The following is a 15433-nucleotide window of genomic DNA, read 5'->3' on the forward strand; positions in this document are numbered from 1 at the left end:
GAATTTATCTGAGTTGCTTTTGATTGAAATTGCTGAATATGTTAGAAAGGAATTTTTAAATCGGTTAGAGATTGATGGTTCAGGAAGTATCAGTAATTTCTGAGTAAAGTTTATTGTAATGACTACACCTGATGGGTATAATGTAATTACAAATAAGAACAAATGAGGTGATTTGAATGGAAACTCAGACTCGAAGACAGGGGAACTCAATTATGCTGACGGTTCCAAGTAAGTTTCATATTGGTGAGGGTGTTACTGTGAAGCCAAAATTAACGCCTGATGGGATATTCTATGAGTTTGTCCACGAGGATGATGACTTTTTTAATTTTGATAAGGATATTTTAAAAGATATTGTGAAAGACAAAGTACCAGCAGAACAAATTCCAGATGAGTTTGCAAAGCGAAAACAGGCCCTTAGCGGTGCATGGAAAAAGCTGATTAAGGAGGCCAAAGACTCTTCGGTAATGACGACCAGAGAGGCCTTTGAAAAAGAAGTTGGATTATAAAATTGATGTTCCCAATCGAGTAAAGAGATACATTAAAAAAATTAAAGATAAGCACCTTAAAAAATCAATTGTTGAGGCAATCTATGAAGATATTCCTCATAATCCTAATAAGGGAATTTCGAAAATTGGTGATTTAGTTGGTATATATACATGGGCAGTTAATTATCAAGGGACCACCTATCGAATTGCTTACACATTTGAAAATGAAAGCCTAATTTTGATTGTTTTGGTTGGTCCACATGAGAATTTCTATCAAGCTTTAAAGCGGACTGTTGGTCACTAATATCTGTGTTCTTAATTCATATTGGTATCGATTATTATTTCAGAGTAAATCAAAAGAGCTAGCAAAGCAGAAACGGGAACAATCAACTTTACTAGTTTTTTATATCCTAGTAACTATCCGACATCTTTTCAATTTGAGCTTCCAATCTAAATAAATTTCAATTCAATTGGTACCGCCCGCTTCAAGGTTTCATGAACCGTACAATCCTTAACCACCGAGTGCATAAAGGCTCGATGAGCGGCTTCATCTAAATTGGTTTCGGCGTGAACTTCCAATACAATCTTGGTAACCGCCGAGCGACCATCTTGATACTGGGTAGTTTCACCGGTTGTCTTGGTTTCGAACTTGTTAATGTGAATTTCCGGGTGCTTTCTGGCAATGTCGTTAGCGGTAATTGCCAAGCAGCTGCCAACCGCTGATAGCAAATATTGAACCGGGTTTGGCCCCGCGTCCGTACCATGGCCGGAAATCGGTTCGTCGACGATAAATTGGTGAATGCCAGTTTTCGTGTCGACTTGGGCGCCGACATTTCTAAGCTTTGAATGAATGATGTATTTTCCCATAGTGATCTTCCTTTATTGCGAGATTTGTGATGATCCTTTTCAATTATTATAGCGGTTTTGGAGAGCGTTTGTTGGAAAGTGATTGTTTGGTGTTAAAAAAATGAGGTGATATGGTTGCCCCCAGATTTCGCTTGTCGACCTGGAGGCAACGCATATTACCTCAACTTTTTTAGTTTCAAACGAGGCTGGGACTTTTATCCCATCCTCAATATTTTCATTAAATTGTTTCTTGAAAGTTTTTCGATACTTAATTTTCTTTATCGTCATCTGACAGCAACATTTGGAGTAATTTTTTCGGATCGCTAGTGCCCGGCAGGTTGTTTTTACCTTTAATCTCATCAATAGCTTCTTGGATACCAGCAAGCGTCTCTTGGTTGGGAATCATAAAATGTTCTGGCAACCCCTCGTTAGCAACTGAAGTCAAGGTCGCTCTTACAAATTCAGAAATTGTGAGGCCTTGTTTTTCGAGTTGTGCTTCTGCTTTTTGCTTAATATCTGGATCGATTCGAACGTTTATTCGTGGTTTAGTTTTGGCTTTCGCTTGTGCCACCTACATCGCCTCCACCATTATTGTATGACAATTGGAACACGAATGGCAAACATTGTGAATTGAATGAAAATCCATTCCAGAAAAAAGCGATGATATACCATCCTTTATCCGAGGTGATTTAGCATGTCAAATCGAACTAAATATTCTAACGACGAAAAATACCTAGATGATTTAAAATGACTGACTTACCTAGGATAGGTGAGCAGCTATGATATACTAGATTCATCCAATGCAATTATTGCATATGTCGTCTTTTCTAAGATAGATTCCTATATTTGGAGTTGATTTAATGATTATATATACGAAGACGAACCTTTTTAAAAGTCCAGCTAAGGTTCTTGTAAATACTGTGAACACTGTAGGCGTGATGGGCAAAGGAATTGCGTTAGAGTTCAAACGATTATATCCTGAGATGTTTCATCAATATCAGCATTTTTGTGAGAATGGTCAATTGAGTATTGGAAAACTTTGGTTATACAAATCGCCAACTAAATGGATCCTTAACTTTCCAACTAAACAAGATTGGCGTAATAAGTCAAAGGTTGAATATCTGGAATCTGGGTTGAAAAAGTTTGTTGAAAATTATCGTCGTCTTGGCATTACATCCATATCATTTCCAGAGCTTGGCGCTGGAAACGGTGGGTTGAACTGGGATAAGGAAGTTCGGCCATTAATGGAAAAGTATTTATCTAGACTTCCAATCCGAATTTACATTCATCTTTATGATAAGAAGAATGTAAAAGCAGAATTTATGTCTATAAAAGAAACTCAAACATGGTTGAACAGTCAGCCGGACCTGTTGAGCTCCGTTGAAGTGCTTCAAGAGTTGAGGAAAACTGCTGTAGACAATCCAATTCCGGGTGTATCTCCTTCTTCATCTGTTCATGATGGTCCAATGACGCAAGCATTCCGCATTACACATGACACAAGCGATTACTATTTAACTCGATTTGATCTGGATGAAACTTGGAACTCACTTCGTAGTACAGGTATTTTGTTACCGATTAATTATCCGAGTGTTATTGAAAAGAATGGTGATTATAATATTTATAATCAAATTTGGATGAATCTTAAGTTTGTAACAAAAACAACAATTTCTTTCCACGGTCAAATTGAAGACGTTCTTTTCCTCCGTAAAGATAAGCTACCGAACACTTCCTTTCAAACTAAAACGGAACAGTTAGTATAAGGAGAATTCATAATGAGTTTTCAAAAGACTATTAACGATATTAAAGATGGTAACATTCCTACAAATTTAAACAGACTCAAACGGCGACTTTGGCCAAATTATTGTTATCATTTTACAAATATTGATAATGCGATACAGATACTCCAAGCAGGATACCTTTATTCTCGTAAACGTGCTATTTCATTAGGTATTATGAGAAATGAAAATGCAAATCAAGATATTATTGCGAATACACAACCAAAAGTATTTGATTACGCAAGATTATATTTTCGCCCCCAAGCCCCAACTCTTTTTGATAATGAAGGATTTAGAGCCCAAAAAGCTTATAAACATGCTAGGTGTCCATTTCCCATCTATTTTCTATTTAGTCTTTCTGATGTTTTAAACTTACCTACTTCCTATTTTAGTTCAGTAAGTCTTGCAACTCATCAAAAGCCTGTTTTTCTTTCGAGTGAAACAGATTTTTCGGAATTACCTTTTAACTTAATATATAACGATAGTAGGTTTACAAGAGCTGAAAGAGATAATATTGTCCGTCATGAGCAGGCTGAGATTATTGTCAAAAGTCAGCTATCATTATCATATTTACAAAAAATAGTTGTTCGAAGTGTTGCAGAAAAGGATACTTTGGATCAGCTACTTAAGAATGCCGGGTTAACTAATTTTCTAGATCAAATTGAGATTGATGAAGATGGTTCTTTCTTTTTTAAAAGATGGACATATATGGACGACGTAACGATGAACTCTGACAACATTAAGCTTTCCATGAGGGTTGGGCAAGATGCATTTCCAACAGATTGGGGTAATAGTCCAAGAGCTATAGTACCTGAAAGTCACGAGTTGTATCTCAATTACCGTGTCGTGATAATTGATTCAAATAATCGGGAGTGGTACTGGCCAAATCCAGCTAAGGTAAATGCGCTCCCACAAAATTTGACACTATCGTTAAAGAATATTAATGACGATAATTATACTGTTAAAGTGTATTTAGATGGCCAGCTTGCCTATTTTGGTAGACACGACGAATTTTCTGATTTACCGTTTTAAATTAATAGTTACATCAATTGAATAAACATACTCCAAACCACCAACACCTGGTGGTTTTTTCTTGCCCTCAGTTCTCATACACCCAAAAAACTTACAAAAATATATCAAAAAACGAACAAAAACTCACCCCTTAAAAAGGGCTTAAAATTGTCACCCTCCGCAAAATTGCTGTTATGAGGGCAACCATCTCAAACCATGAATCGTACAACCACGCCGCTAATTAAAAAAATCATCCAAATTTCAATATTTTTTTGATTCCAAAAAAATCGCGGACAAAACCGTTTGAATACATATAGATATATATAATCGTTAATTTAAAATGATAATTGTAAATAAAAAAGTAATCGTAATATTAACAGTGCGTGACGCCAGGTAGTTTGTTCAGTGGTCGCCCGACTCTTAGTTTCAAGTTAAGGGCCAGCGATAAGCCAGCTCACTTAGCGCCGCCTGCTAGATAGAGGGGGAATTAATGATGTCAGAAGCTGAAGGGGCGGCCCGCCAAGCGCAGAACTACGCGGAGATCCACTTTGAGAGCCGGGATGGCGAACAAATTATGGAGCCGCTCAAAATTTTTCGGGCGATCAGCGAAGAGTATCGCATCGCACTGCCAATCTTAAACGGCTATGTATTGATTAATAAGCCACAGCACCTGACCCGCACAATGACGAGCGAGCCGGCAATTATCAAATTAGTTTACGCCAAGATTGGGTCGCTTCACGTTTATCACGGCCTCGTTGATATGACCGGCGAACTGATTCCACTACATAATGGTGATCGGCCCGACCAAGTGGCGCCAGTTAAGCTGCCAGATATTGATGATGATCATCATTACTATGTGATGGCAGACGAAGGGATTGGCGACCAAGTTAAAGATGTTGATCAATATCAGCCAGTTGATCCAGCCGCCAAAACCAGCTTGGTGAGTTTAACGGCCGCCGAAAAGCAGAAGGTTGACCGCATGGAACGGGAACTCAGCCAAGGGGATAACGAGAGCATTTTAAACATCGAGGATTTAAAGCGTGAATTAGAAGAACCGGCAGTTGACGAAACTGGTGACCCTGGCCACGACTTCGCCGCTGACCAAGCGGATCAATCGATTGAGGCTCACCAATCACAATATTTTGATGACCAACCTCTTAATCCGACTGTTAGTCAGCCGACCGATTCACAAACGGCTGCGAAGAATACGCCGACTACTTTGCTGGCGCAAGCACTTGGGTTGATTTGTACCAGCCTGGCACAAGCTGAAAGCAAAGAAGAAATTGATAAGTTGGCTGAATCGGCTAAACAATTATTAGTAACGATTCGAACCTTGGTTAAGTTAAATCAATAAGCAACTTGAACGATAAAAGTGGGGGAATTAAAGATGGAAGAAAAAATGGCAGCAAGCAACATCGAATCACTTGTGAATATCACGCCAATTAAAGTGTTAAGCCAAAGCATGAACACGATTGCCCAGGCAATTGATGACGCGGCCAGCGATGGTAATCAAAAGCAGGTACTCCGCCTGGTGGATAGCGCGGAATCCCTGCTTAAAGCCATCACTCAGCTGAATCAATAGCCAATCGGCCGAGGGAGGAAGGATCAGATGATGGAAAATGATTCAGTGAGTCAAAATAGACCGGCCGAGGACTTGACGCCGACCAAGCCAAAGTCAGAGGGGATCATGTCGTTTAAGAAGCTGGGATTCAATCAACGGCTTCAGTCGTTCATGGATCAGCCAATGGATCCCGAACTGGAGCATAAGTTTGCCGCGGCTTTGTTGGAAATGAAGTTCTACGCACCAGTTCAAACCGGCCGGCGTAAAGCTTCGGCACGCCAGCCACAGCCAGCGTTCACCTTATCAGTCGCGGTAACGACTTACTTGGCTGATGGGCAAAAGTACATCCCAGTCTTTACTGATTTGGCGAAAATGCAAGCGTTTTTAGCTGGCTCGCCTAACATGGCGCCCTTTCGTTCGTTTGAATTCACCAGTAATGAATTAATGGCTGAAGCTGACCAGTTCAACCTAAAAGGCATCCTGATTAATCCAGGGGATCAAAGCTTCCCATTGACGCAGGAATACTGGGACTATATTCACAAAGTCGCGCCGGTGGTTGCTTCAAAGAATCAAGCCGACGACTTCATGTTTAAAGTAATCAACCCAACGCCGACAAAGCTCCAAGATGCTTTAAGCCGTGCGCTCAGACACGTTCATAAAGTTCAAGCGGCTTGGTTGGTCATGTTAAAGCCGAAAAACGAGACGAGTTATCAATATGCAGTAATCGTGGACTACCGCGGCAAGCCAGAAGCCTTTGAAGCCAAAGTTTCCCGCAAGCTAGCCATCGCGGCGCATCGCTACTTACCATATGGGGCTGACATTATTGTCGGTCGGATGGTTGGTCGCTTAGGTGAAGCAATCAAGCATGATGTTGATTCGTTTTATAAGCGCTTTGGATGGTTCGCTTAGGTTAATTGCTGGATAAGAGGTCAAAAGCGTTATGGAAAAATATCAAAAGACAATCCCAACTCGGCACCAAGTCAAAAAGCAGCGGCAACTGGTTGCCCATTCAGTTGCCAATGCCAAGCAAAAGCCAGCTACTCGAATTAATGGCTTAGAAACGACAGTTGAAATCGACAGTATCATTGACGTGGGGACGTTTCCCCGGGTTAAGCGAATCACGAAATCAGAATGATTGAGGATGACGATGTCAGGTAGCGGCCTGACGTTGATTACTTGAGGATAAGTTCATATATGTAAAAGGTGTAAAAGGTAATCATCTGCGGGTGAAGTGCCTGGCTTCGCTCACTGTTTGAGGACAGCTATGCAAAGCAGAAAGCTGCACCTAAGTTGACTTGACCAAAAATCCAAGCCCGGGATTTCCGGCCAAGTCAACTTAGGCTCCGCTTTCTAACCGCTTTGCTTCGCTCACTATACTTTAGGGGGTATAACAATGAATCGATATCAATATAACACTAGACTATTTAGGGATAGTCTGGAGAAACAAGAACACTACAAGTTGTACAAAAAGGGTAAATTATGGCTCGTTGCTGGGATTTCCATGTTCACTACCGGCCTGTCATATACCATGCTGACATCGCATCCGGTTCACGCTGACACAACGGCCACTTATGACGGCGACGCCCAAGCGGCTGACGCCTCGACAGCTGCAACAGCAGTAGCGACTAAACCCGACGTGAATACTACTTCAACTAATCAAACCAGCGACAGTGCGCAAACCAGCACGGCCGCCAATACTGCTAGTACAACCAGTACCGCAACAACGCAATCAAGCGCCACAGCTGCTAGCAATCCTACCGGTGAAATCACTGGTACCAGCAGTTCAAGCACGCAGGCCGCAACGGATAATCAAGCTACTCAAACCAGCCAGGCAGCCCAATCAAGCCAGGCAAGTTCAACTAAGGACACAACCTCAATTCAAGCACCTACCTCAACTAAAGTTGGTCGAGTGGACAAGCACGCAAAAAATGAGTTAAAAGTGAAAAAGACTTCCTATAAGAAGCTCACCAAATACAGCAAGCAATCTGCCCAAACGATTATTAATCAAGCCAACAAAGCGATCAAAGCCACCCAAAAGCAGATCGCCAAGGGTAACACGATTGCCGGTGCTAAATCAGACGATAATATTCCCCAAGACGATGCACTAACTGCCATTAGTACGCACCAAAAAGCGGAGCAAGCCCAAGTCTTGAAGACGGTGAAGGCCGCCCAAAAGCTGGCCATAAAGAATAAAAAACAGGCCACTACTAAGCTGAATACAGCACTAGCAGTGGTCGCCAACATGCACGATGAACTGAACCAAGCCACCGCGCTGGTTGCGGCGGATAAAAAAGGTGTTAAGGCTCACGTGGTTGCCAACGCCAAGGCGGCCTACAACCAAGTAAGTGTGCCTAATGGGACGTCTGCTAAAGTGGATGACTATGGTGATTTAATTATCACCGCCAGCAATGCTCGCAGTTATAACCAGGTGCTCAAAACCATACATAAACAGGGGTTAACTGGGAGCTTTCGGCAGATTGTGGATCCGGCAGAGGCGGCTAGTTTGACGTTGAGTGGGCCAACAGGGATAACGACAACAGATACGGATGGGAATATAACGATTGATAGATCGAAAGCAACAGGACAGGGTGGAGTAAATGTTTCTGTAACTTTTAATATTTCTGGAAACAAAGGGGATAAATTTTTTGTTACAACCCCTAATGCTCCGGGCTCTGTTAGTGATTCATCTATTGCCACAAGTGTTCAAAATTCAGATGGATCAACAACTACTACGTGGACACTTGACCAAGATAATGTAACAAAAAAAGAAAATTTAAATTTTGAATATGGCCGTACACCAGCATATGTTTATAATGACTTAAGTAAATCACCCGACACTGGTAACTTTTGGCCTGGAGCTAATACCCCCGATGCGGAGACTGATAATGGAGTTGTCCCAGATGGAACAATTTTACCAATTAGCTATGGTGGTACAAATATTGATACACAGTATAAGAAAGTTACCCTTGATAATAAACGTACCATAGACGCGATGTCTTTAGGCTCACCACAGGGGAGCAGTGCAAAAAAAGCAGGTCAGAATTACACATACGTCTTATCTTTTCGATCTAACGTGACTGGTTTTAATAGTTTAGGGGTTGTTACTGCGGTTATTGATTTACCTGCAAACTTTGTGTTTGATTCAGATGAAACAGACTATATCCAACGGAATAGTTATCGAAGTGGCATTGGGGTTAATTCGTTTAAAGTTCTTCCAGGAAATAAGCTGCAGATAACTAGTGGGGGTCAGAATCATGCTTGGGCATTTAACGACTCCACAATAAATTTTGCTGGACACTATACGGACGGTACCACTGGTTCTCAAACATTTAAGGTTGAGAGTTTTAAGACGGCTTATCTCCCTGGCGGTGATGGCAAAGCTCCAGTTGTTAATGACAATGGGGGTGAGAAGCAGTTTACAACCCAATCATCTGATTTTAATTCTGGACATTTATATGACTTTCCAAATACGACCTTTACGGATACATTAACTACTAATAATACTACAAGCTTATTAATTATAGATCGCGGCATTAATGCCTCTAATACACTATTAATTGGTTCAACTACGAATAATGTGTTGGCTAATTTTAGAGTTGCTAATACGGGAAATACAACAGTTGATCCTACCTATACAATTAAAATTCCGAATGGGGTTGATTCTACGGGAATTAACTTACCATTAAATCAAGCCATCAACTCAAATTGGCCTAAGGATACGACTTATGATGTAACTGTTAATTATAGTGATGGAAGTTATCAAACATTTACAAAACTTGGATCGGGTACCACTGTTTCTTCAATAAATGGTACTGATGTTCAGTTGATGACCATTCCGACTAATGCTCATGTAACAAATTACGTAATTACTCAGTCCAAACAAATTGCTCCCGATAATTTTATGGGAACTCAATATAATGCAATTGGTGATGGTGACGAAGCTTGGTGGGTGGAGTCAACTAATATTAACGATAACGATATTGTTGCTGATGCATTTACTGTTTTGGGAAATGTTGGCACCAAAAATGTAGCACCGGTTACAGATGGACAAAAGTTATCAATAAATCTTAATATTGCTGATAAGAATTCAAGTTACACGACTTCATATGATTCAACGTTTACGGCAACTGATAAAAGTACTGCAGAGCTTAGCTTTAATAGTGCACCTGGTTCTGTGACGCCGGGACAGACTTTTACAACTTATCTTACTAATGGGTATGGAAGTGGTTTTAATACTCAAATTAGTGCCAATCTTAATGCGAATGCATTTCGGGATAGTAAAGGACAGGTTATAAATAAGCCATCAGCAACTGACCCTAATGATCAGACTAGTTATTCTGGTAATAGTCGTTCAATATTTGAACCAGTTATCTATATTACTACCCCGGCACAAACAAAGTTGGTTCCTAACGCAAAAACTGGTTTACCAATTACTGAAGCTGGTATTGGCTGGAATGGGGTTAATGATACCCCTAAGGTTTCGACATTTGTTAATGCTGATGGTTTGACGGTTACTAAAATGGATTATACCGGTACTGGATTTGAATGGACCCCGCTAAACCAAGGAATGGCATTAACTTTTAAAGTCAATGATGATGCCGTTTCAGCGTTTGTCCCGTGGAACAACTCTGAAGCTACCGGAGACGGTTCATACAATGGTATTAGTTACGTTAATAACAGAGATTTTAAAAATAGTGGGTTAACTTCAAGTAATAATTCTGCAACCAAATTCGGTACAACTGGTGAATCAGTTGCGGTAGTTATGGTAAAAGGAGATGCAGTTTCGAATGCTCGTCAAACGAGTTTATCAGACTTGCAAAACCTATATATCCAAACTGCAGATGGTCAAAAGATAACGGGATTATCTGCTATTCAAAATGGTGGTATGCCAGGGCCTACTGGAGCAGGTACTTTAGTTAATGACTCAAAACTATCTGGGTATTTCTTTATTAACGCTCCCCAATCCATGATCCTCAACGGCACCATCCAAGACAACCAAAGCTTTGGCTCCAGCTACAGCGCCAACGGGGTTAATAACCCGATGAAAAATGACGCACAATCAATTCGGTTGCGGTTAGCCAACAACACGGCCAATACCAGCACCAACGTGGGTGGGGTGATCAACCTCCCAACCGAAGTCACCGCCAATAGCGGCGATACTCCCGGCAAGTTTGCTTTACAACTGACCGGTGCAGCTAAGGAAGGCAAGAGTACCAGCGGCGATACCACGACGACTTTGTATTCAACTGGCAAGGCCACGTTATCTGCGGATGGCAAGTATGTCACCTTAGCTGATGGCAATAAATATTACTTCAATTCGGCGGATGGTAAGAGTACCACGACGGCTGATGATCTGATGACGGCTAACAAAGTTACCGACTGGTCCAAGATTGTCGGCATTGTTACCTCGATTCCCAAACTAGCTTCCCAAGATATGGCCGACGTCATTTTGCCGGTCAAGGATCCGGATAGTGCTAACGACCGCGGCAAGCAAGTCACGATTCCAACCGCCTTCCGGGTGGACGGGTTGAACAACGTTAACGGTTCGATTACCGATTCATTTACCACGACCGCCCACATTAAGAATGTTGATCAAGACGGCAACGTCATCAATGGCTTCCCCGGGTCCAATGGGGGCTATTCCGATGACGGGATGGCCACGCCGCCAACTGGGGTGGCTGGTTCTAAGATTTTGAATAATATTCCCACCATTCCCGGTTACGTCTTCACGACCACTGATGGCGATACCACGATTAAGCTGGATGGCTCATCGACGTTAGTCAACCACTTCCAAGTTGACCAGGCGACCTTGACGACCAAAGGCCGGCCGAAGGGTGAATTAACCGATACGGCATTCGGCAATACCGCCGCTAACACGGGAGATAAGACCGCTACTGGTACCGATACGATTACCTTTAAGTATACCGATAAGGACTTAGCCGCTAACGGTGGCGTCTATCAAGTCACCGGCCCCGACGGCAAGGATTACGCGACTTTGGCAGAAGCTTTGGCGGCCAACCCAACCTTTGATTTGAAGTCAGATGCGACGGGTGCCACCCAGACCTTTACGGTGACCTTCACCCAGACACCAGTTGATCAAGATTCGATCATTTTACAGCCAAAGACGAAGCAATACGATGGCGATGCCAGCACCGATCCCACGACCTTTGACGTCAAGCTTGCCAATGGCGTGGTTGCGCCAACAGCTGGCTGGATCACTGCCGATTTTGATGTGACGGGGATTACCAGTCAAAATGTTGGCAGTTATGCCATTAAGTTAAGTGCTCAAGGCTTAACCGATTTACAGAAAGCCAACCCCACCAAAGTGATTTCCATGGCGGACGTGACTAATACCCAATTTACAATTACTAAAGCCCCCGTCACGATTACGGTCCCAACGGTCACCAAGACTTACGATGGCCAGCCGTATACGGATACGTTGACCGCAAAGGTTGAGGGTGAAGCCGCTAAGGGCGACAAAGTTAAGTACAGCTTAAGTGATTTGAGTAAGGACGTTGATGTTGGCAGTTACGACATTGACGTCACCGCGGACGCGGCAGCCAACCCGAACTATGACATTAAGGTGGTGGCCGGCAAGTTAACGATTACGCCAACCGCCACCACTGGCAACGTGGTCATTGGTAACCAGACCAAGGTTTATGACGGCGATGCCAGCACCGACCCGACGACTTTTGAGGTGACTTTACCAAAAGGGATGACGGCTCCTAAAGACGATTGGGTAGCGGCCGACTTTGATACTAGCAAGATCACCAGCCAAAACGTGGGCAGTTATGAGGTGACTTTGAGTCAAACGGGTCTGGCTAAATTGCAGGCGGCTAACCCCAACACCGCGATTGATGCCAACAGCGTCACCGCCGGCAAGTTCACTATTACTCCAGCGCCAATTACGATTACCGGCCCAACGGTGACGAAAGTGTACGATGGTCAACCATATACGGATAAGACTAAATTAGTGGCCACGATTGCCGGCAAACCAAAGGCCGGCGTTGACCTGACGACCCCTCAATTAGGCGATATCAGTAAAGATGTCAACGTGGGGGACTACGAGATTTCAGTGACCGTTGATACAGCGGCCAACCCGAACTATGCCATTACGACTAAGCCCGGTCAGTTAACGATTACGCCAAGTACAACGACTGACAAGGTTGTAGTCGATGGCGGTACTAAGACTTATGACAACGATGCCAGCACCGACCCGACGACCTTTAAGGTAACGCTGCCAAAGGGCATGACAACCCCTAAAGATGGCTGGACGAAGGATGACTTTGATACTTCTGGCATTACCAGCCAAAATGTTGGCAATTATGCCGTCACCTTGAGTAAGACTGGTCTGGCTAAGTTGCAGGCCGCTAACAAGAACACCGCAATTGATGCCAAGAGTGTGACTGCGGGGACGTTCACGATTACCCCAGCCAAAGTAACGGTCACTGGGCCAACGGTTACCAAAGTCTACGACGGCAAGCCGTATAGCGATCAAACCAAGCTAGTTGCCACGGTGACTGATAAACCGGCCAAAGGGGTGGATGTTGTTTACCAGTTAGCTGATATCAGCCAAGACGTTAACGCTGGTAGTTATGATATCGCTGTAACGGCCGATGCCAAGGCTAATCCAAACTATGAGGTGACCGTGGTGGCCGGCAAGTTGACCATCACGCCAACGGCAACCACGGATAAAGTTGTGGTTGACGGCGGAACCAAAGTTTATGACGGTGACGCCAGCACAGATCCAGCCACTTTTGAAGTGACTTTACCTAGTGGGATTGTAGCGCCAACGGCTGGTTGGACGAAGGATGACTTTGATACGACGGGGATTACCAGCCAAAATGTTGGTAATTATCCGGTCACCTTGAGTCAGGCCGGATTAGCCAAGCTACAAGCCGCTAATGTCAATACCGCGATTGATGCTAACAACGTCACGGCTGGGAAGTTTACGATTACGAAAGCCCCAATTACGATTACTGGGCCGACTTTAACCAAAACTTATGATGGAAAGCCATACGCTGGGGTAGTGACTGCAACGGTTGCCGGCCAGCCAGCCAAGGGTGACCAGGTGACCTACCAAGTTGGTGACCTTAGCCAAGATGTGGCGATCGGCAATTATCCGGTTAACGTCACGGCCGCCGCTAACAACAATCCTAACTACACGATTACCATTAAACCGGGCACGTTGACGATTACGCCGGCACCAGTTGACAAGAGCGCGATTAATTTACAACCCAAGGCGAAGACGTATGACGGCGATGCCAGCACCGACCCAACCACTTTTGAGGTCAAACTTGATGATGGCTTGGTTGCGCCTAAAGCTGGCTGGACCGCTGCCGACTTTGATACCACTGGGATTACCAGCCAAAATGTGGGGGCCTACGCGGTTAAGTTAAGCGCTCAAGGCTTGGCTGATCTGCAGCAGGCCAACCCAACCAAGGCGATTACCATGGCCGACGTGACCAACACGCAATTTATCATTACCAAAGCCAACGTGACGATTACCGTGCCGAGTGTCACGAAGCAGTACGATGGCCAACCATACTCCGGCACTATCAATGCCACGATTAGTAACAAGCCAACTAAGGGTGACGACGTGAAGTACACACTTACTGATATCAGCCACGATGTTGAAGTTGGCAGTTATGATGTGACGGCGACAGTTGATGCGAACGCTAACCCGAACTACAACGTTGAGGTCATCCCAGGCAAGTTGACGATTACTGCGGATTACAAGTTGACGATTAATTACGTTGATGAAAAGGGCAAGCCAGTTGCCCCGGCCACGACTAAGGACAACATGAAGACTGGCGATGACTATACATCTAAAGCCATCGTCGTTCAGAAGTATTACTTGATTAAGTCGCCGACCACGCCAAGCGGCAAGGTGACGACGAGTGATGTGACCTTGACCTACGTTTACCGGCTAATTGGGAAGTACATCATTACACCACCAGCTAATCAAGGCGACGTGGCTAACGTCGTTTATCCAAACGATCCAGATGATCCGGCGAAGATTTTGACGCCGACCACGGGCATTGTCCCTTACATCTCTGGCTATAACGCAGTTGATAGCGATGGTCACATATTGAAATTGGCGGATGCTAAGGATCCAAGCAAAGGGTACTTGCCACCAACTGCGCCATACGCTACGCCGGATAAGGATACCTATATTACTTATCAAAAGGTGAGTCAACCGACAAACCAGCCAACGACGCAGCCGACCCAGCCGGTTCAACCAACTACGCAACCGACAAACCAGCCGACCACGCAGCCAACTCAACCGGCGCAACCAACGCAGCAACCCGCCCAGCCGACACAACAACCGGCGCAACCAACGACGTCGCCAAAGGAACCCACTAAGACGGCAAACCAGCCGGCCAAGCCAGCGGTTCAAAAGACTAAGTCACGACGAGCTAAGGCCAAGGGAACGTCCACGACTAAGCAGGCCGCAACGCCGATGAGCAAGCAGCAAATTGCCAAGACGCCGGTCAAGGTCGCTGGGATGTACAAGCCAAAACCAGCTCAACAATTAAATCAAATGAAACAAGTTTCAAACTCGAAGCAGGCTGCTAACCAACAACTAGCCGCCAAGCGACTGCCGCAAACTGGCGATAATCCAGATAACGGGGCCGTGCTTCTAGGGGTTATCGGCATGCTTAGCACAATTGGGCTAGCAGCATTGCGGAAAAAGCGCCGGCAAGATTAGGCACTTTTGAAGCAGTGGCTCGAAGGTGAGTGGCTCCGTTTCC

11 protein-coding genes are annotated in these 15433 nt (G+C 44.1%); 9 read left to right on the forward strand and 2 right to left on the reverse strand.

Going from position 1 to position 15433, the window contains the following annotated elements:
* Positions 1-176 precede the first annotated feature (176 nt).
* Positions 177-506, forward strand: a complete 330-nt coding sequence (locus YK48G_RS07185; RefSeq protein WP_203630027.1) for a toxin-antitoxin system — start codon at positions 177-179, stop codon at positions 504-506.
* Positions 496-789, forward strand: a complete 294-nt coding sequence (locus tag YK48G_RS07190; protein ID WP_203630028.1) for a type II toxin-antitoxin system RelE/ParE family toxin — start codon at positions 496-498, stop codon at positions 787-789. The genes YK48G_RS07185 and YK48G_RS07190 overlap by 11 nt, the downstream gene beginning before the upstream one ends.
* A 146-nt stretch (positions 790-935) precedes the next feature.
* Here the strand turns inward: YK48G_RS07190 and YK48G_RS07195 are convergent, their stop codons facing one another.
* Together YK48G_RS07195 and YK48G_RS07200 are read right to left on the reverse strand one after the other, a co-directional pair.
* Positions 936-1352: an OsmC family protein gene (locus YK48G_RS07195; RefSeq protein ID WP_203630029.1), complete on the reverse strand. Its 417-nt coding sequence runs from the start codon at positions 1350-1352 to the stop codon at positions 936-938.
* Positions 1353-1599: 247 nt separating this feature from the next.
* Complete coding sequence (locus tag YK48G_RS07200) at positions 1600-1902, reverse strand: type II toxin-antitoxin system RelB/DinJ family antitoxin (RefSeq protein WP_203630030.1); 303 nt, start codon at positions 1900-1902, stop codon at positions 1600-1602.
* Positions 1903-2191: 289 nt separating this feature from the next.
* Here YK48G_RS07200 and YK48G_RS07205 point away from each other — a divergent pair, with 289 nt between their 5' ends.
* From YK48G_RS07205 to YK48G_RS07235, 7 genes are all read left to right on the forward strand, one after another.
* The gene (locus YK48G_RS07205; protein WP_203630031.1) at positions 2192-3091 is read left to right on the forward strand and encodes a macro domain-containing protein; all 900 of its coding nucleotides are present in this window, start codon (positions 2192-2194) and stop codon (positions 3089-3091) included.
* A 12-nt stretch (positions 3092-3103) separates the two neighbouring features.
* Positions 3104-4138, forward strand: a complete 1035-nt coding sequence (locus YK48G_RS07210) for a DarT ssDNA thymidine ADP-ribosyltransferase family protein (RefSeq protein WP_203630032.1) — start codon at positions 3104-3106, stop codon at positions 4136-4138.
* Between the two features lie 469 nt (positions 4139-4607).
* Complete coding sequence (locus tag YK48G_RS07215) at positions 4608-5471, forward strand: hypothetical protein (RefSeq protein WP_203630033.1); 864 nt, start codon at positions 4608-4610, stop codon at positions 5469-5471.
* A gap of 33 nt (positions 5472-5504) precedes the next feature.
* Positions 5505-5699: a hypothetical protein gene (locus tag YK48G_RS07220; RefSeq protein WP_203630034.1), complete on the forward strand. Its 195-nt coding sequence runs from the start codon at positions 5505-5507 to the stop codon at positions 5697-5699.
* Between the two features lie 27 nt (positions 5700-5726).
* The gene (locus YK48G_RS07225; RefSeq protein ID WP_203630035.1) at positions 5727-6587 is read left to right on the forward strand and encodes an SseB family protein; all 861 of its coding nucleotides are present in this window, start codon (positions 5727-5729) and stop codon (positions 6585-6587) included.
* A gap of 31 nt (positions 6588-6618) precedes the next feature.
* Positions 6619-6813 carry a hypothetical protein gene (locus YK48G_RS07230; protein ID WP_203630036.1) on the forward strand — a complete coding sequence of 65 codons (195 nt, stop codon included), beginning with the start codon at positions 6619-6621 and terminating at the stop codon, positions 6811-6813.
* Between the two features lie 258 nt (positions 6814-7071).
* Positions 7072-15390, forward strand: coding sequence for an MBG domain-containing protein (locus YK48G_RS07235; RefSeq protein ID WP_203630037.1), 8319 nt, complete (start codon positions 7072-7074; stop codon positions 15388-15390).
* Positions 15391-15433: the final 43 nt, after the last annotated feature.

This window comes from Lentilactobacillus fungorum, from assembly GCF_016860605.1.
In the GTDB taxonomy this organism is placed as follows: Bacteria; Bacillota; Bacilli; order Lactobacillales; family Lactobacillaceae; genus Lentilactobacillus; species Lentilactobacillus fungorum.

Coding starts and splice junctions, on each gene's coding strand:
- YK48G_RS07185 (WP_203630027.1), top strand. CDS start 177: ATGGAAACTCAGACTCGAAGACAGGGGAACTCAATTATGCTGACGGTT.
- YK48G_RS07195 (WP_203630029.1), bottom strand. CDS start 1,352: ATGGGAAAATACATCATTCATTCAAAGCTTAGAAATGTCGGCGCCCAA.
- YK48G_RS07205 (WP_203630031.1), top strand. CDS start 2,192: ATGATTATATATACGAAGACGAACCTTTTTAAAAGTCCAGCTAAGGTT.
- YK48G_RS07210 (WP_203630032.1), top strand. CDS start 3,104: ATGAGTTTTCAAAAGACTATTAACGATATTAAAGATGGTAACATTCCT.
- YK48G_RS07215 (WP_203630033.1), top strand. CDS start 4,608: ATGATGTCAGAAGCTGAAGGGGCGGCCCGCCAAGCGCAGAACTACGCG.
- YK48G_RS07220 (WP_203630034.1), top strand. CDS start 5,505: ATGGAAGAAAAAATGGCAGCAAGCAACATCGAATCACTTGTGAATATC.
- YK48G_RS07225 (WP_203630035.1), top strand. CDS start 5,727: ATGATGGAAAATGATTCAGTGAGTCAAAATAGACCGGCCGAGGACTTG.
- YK48G_RS07230 (WP_203630036.1), top strand. CDS start 6,619: ATGGAAAAATATCAAAAGACAATCCCAACTCGGCACCAAGTCAAAAAG.
- YK48G_RS07235 (WP_203630037.1), top strand. CDS start 7,072: ATGAATCGATATCAATATAACACTAGACTATTTAGGGATAGTCTGGAG.